Annotated in this window: 2 protein-coding genes and 1 pseudogene; all 3 read right to left on the bottom strand. The window is 68.7% G+C overall.

What is annotated here, in order from left to right; translation table 11 throughout:
• Window positions 1-921 (bottom strand): NAD(P)/FAD-dependent oxidoreductase (locus tag AC04L7_RS16440; RefSeq protein WP_475513433.1); only part of this gene is annotated, 921 nt, incomplete at its 3' end.
• Window positions 922-989: 68 nt separating this feature from the next.
• Entirely contained in the window at window positions 990-2,306 is a 1,317-nt protein-coding gene (locus AC04L7_RS16435) for an MFS transporter (RefSeq protein WP_435996373.1), read from the bottom strand.
• A pseudogene (locus AC04L7_RS16430) lies at window positions 2,306-2,555 on the bottom strand (primosomal protein N'); the annotation flags it as partial. The gene AC04L7_RS16435 and the pseudogene AC04L7_RS16430, both read right to left, overlap by 1 nt.

The raw sequence follows: 2,555 nt of genomic DNA, 5'->3' as shown, positions 1-2,555 counted from the left end.
ATCCGCAGCCACTGCCGCCAGGTCGCCGGCGACGAAGATGTCCGGATGACCCGGCACGCTGAGGTCGGGCTGCACCGTGACGCGGCCCGCACGATCCAGCGGCACACCCAGCGAGCGTGCGAGGGGCGATGCGGCCACGCCCGCTGCCCACACCACCGTTCTTGCGGCCACGAACGTGTCCCCGAGTTGGTAGCCGTCGGCGGTGATGCCGCTGACCGGCGTCCCGGTGACGACCTCGACCCCCAGCTTTTCCAATTGCCGACGCGCCTTTTCCGACAGCGCTTCGGGGAACGAGGCCAGGACGCGCGGTCCGCCCTCCACCAGCCGCACGCGCGCCTGCGAGGGATCGATCCGGCGGAACTCGTTCCTGAGCGTGTGCCGCGCGATCTCGGCCAGCGTGCCGGCCAGTTCCACGCCGGTCGGTCCACCGCCGACGATGGCGAAACTCAGCCACGCGGCGCGTGCCGCCGGATCGGTTTCCGCCTCCGCACGTTCGAAGGCGAGCAACAGGTGGCGCCGCAGTTGCAGCGCGTCGTCGAGCGTCTTGAGGCCCGGCGCGTGCGGCGCCCATTCGTCATGACCGAAATAGGCATGCGTCGCGCCCGTCGCCAGCAGCAGCGAGTCGAACGCGATGTTCGTCCCGTCCGTGAGCACGACGTGTTTGTCCCGAGCGGCGATCGAGGCGACTTCCGCCAGCCTCACCTCGACATTGGCCTGCCTGCGCAGGATGTGGCGCAGCGGCGCGGCGATGTCGGGTGCCGACAGACCGGCGGTCGCCACCTGRTAGAGCAGCGGCTGGAACAGGTGRTGGTTGTGCCGGTCGATCAGCGTGATGCGCACCGGCGCGGAGGCCAGCGCGCGCGTCGCCCAGAGGCCTGCGAAGCCACCGCCGACGATGACGAAATGGTGTGCCGGCTGCATGCCGTCTCCCGCGGCCACGGACCGTGGCGGATCGCGACGTATTGTCGCATGCGCGCCGGTGCCGTCGTTCAATGCGGGTCGCGATCGATCAGCGACGTCTCGCGCGTGTCCGGCATCCACAGGTACACCAGCAGCGAACACGCGATGCATGCAGTGACGTACCCGTAGAAGCCGGCTTCCATGCCGATCTTCTTGAACCACAGGGCCACCATGTCCGCCGTTCCGCCGAACAGCGCGACGGTCAGCGCATACGGCAGGCCCACGCCCAGTGCGCGGATCTCGACGGGAAACATCTCGGCCTTCACTACGGCGTTGATCGCGGTGTAGCCGCTGAGGATCACCAGCGCCGCCATCACCAGCCAGAACGCCTGCACGGGGCTCGACACCGTCTGCAGCGTGGACAGGATCGGCCATGTGCACAATGTGCCCAGCACGCCGAACGCGATGAGGATGCGGCGCCGCCCGATCCGGTCGGACAGTGCGCCGACCACCGGCTGCAGCAGCATGAAGAAGAACAGGGTCGAGGCGTTGATCAGGCTGGCCGTCTCGCTGGCCATGCCGGCGCTGTTGACGAGGAATTTGTGCACGTAGGTCGTGTAGGTGTAGAACGCCAGCGTGCCGCCCATGGTCAGCCCGACCACGGCGAGGACGGCCCGCGGATGCCGCGCCAGCGCGCGCAGCGTTCCCTGCGCCTGCCCGCGGTCCGCGTGGCTGGCGCCACGGCGGCAGAACGATTCGGTTTCCACCATGTTCCGGCGCAGCCACAGCGCGACGAGTGCCGCCACGGCACCGATCGCGAACGGGATGCGCCAACCCCAGTCGCGCAGTTGTTCATCGGTGAGGAAGACGCGCTGCAGCGCGATCAGCACGGCCAGCGCGATCAGGTGGCCCATCACCAGCGTCACGTACTGGAAGCTCGACCAGAAACCGCGGTGCCCGCGCGTGGCCATCTCGCTGAGGTAGGTCGCCGAGGTGCCGTACTCGCCGCCGACCGACAGACCTTGCAGCAAGCGTGCCAGCACCAACAGGATCGGCGCGGCGACGCCGATGGTCGCGTACCCCGGCGTGCACGCGATGATCAGCGAGCCGCCGCACATCATCACAACCGACAGCATCAACGCGCGCTTGCGTCCATGGCGGTCGGCGTAGCGGCCGAGCAGCCAGCCGCCGAGCGGGCGCATCAGGAAGCCCACGGCGAAGATGGCCGCGGTCTTCAGCAACTGGCTGGTGCGGTCGCCGCCCGGAAAGAAGATCTCGGCGAAATACAGCGAGAAGGCCGCATACACGTACCAGTCGTACCACTCCACCAGGTTGCCCACCGATCCGCTGAAGATGCTGCGCAGGCGCTGGGCGGAGGTGAGGCGCGTGAAGGGCGTCGGCGTCATCAGTACAGGTCCATGGGGTCGACATCCAGCGACCAGCGCGTACGGCGTGCTTCCGGGAGGGCATGGATCTGCGGCAGCGCGAGATCGAGCATGCGGTGCAGGGCGCGTCGCTCCGGCGAAGAGAGCAGCAACTGCACGCGATGCAGGCCCGCGCGCCGTGGCATCGGTGCCGGCAAGGGGCCGTGCATCTCCAGCACGGAGTCGTGCGCGCGGAGGCACAGCAGGCCGATGCCGCGCAGCACATCCTGC

This window comes from Pseudoxanthomonas sp. LjRoot204_2, assembly GCF_056175765.1.
The sequence above is the reverse complement of the archived record's forward strand: the minus strand, read 5'-3'. Positions and strand labels throughout refer to the sequence as shown.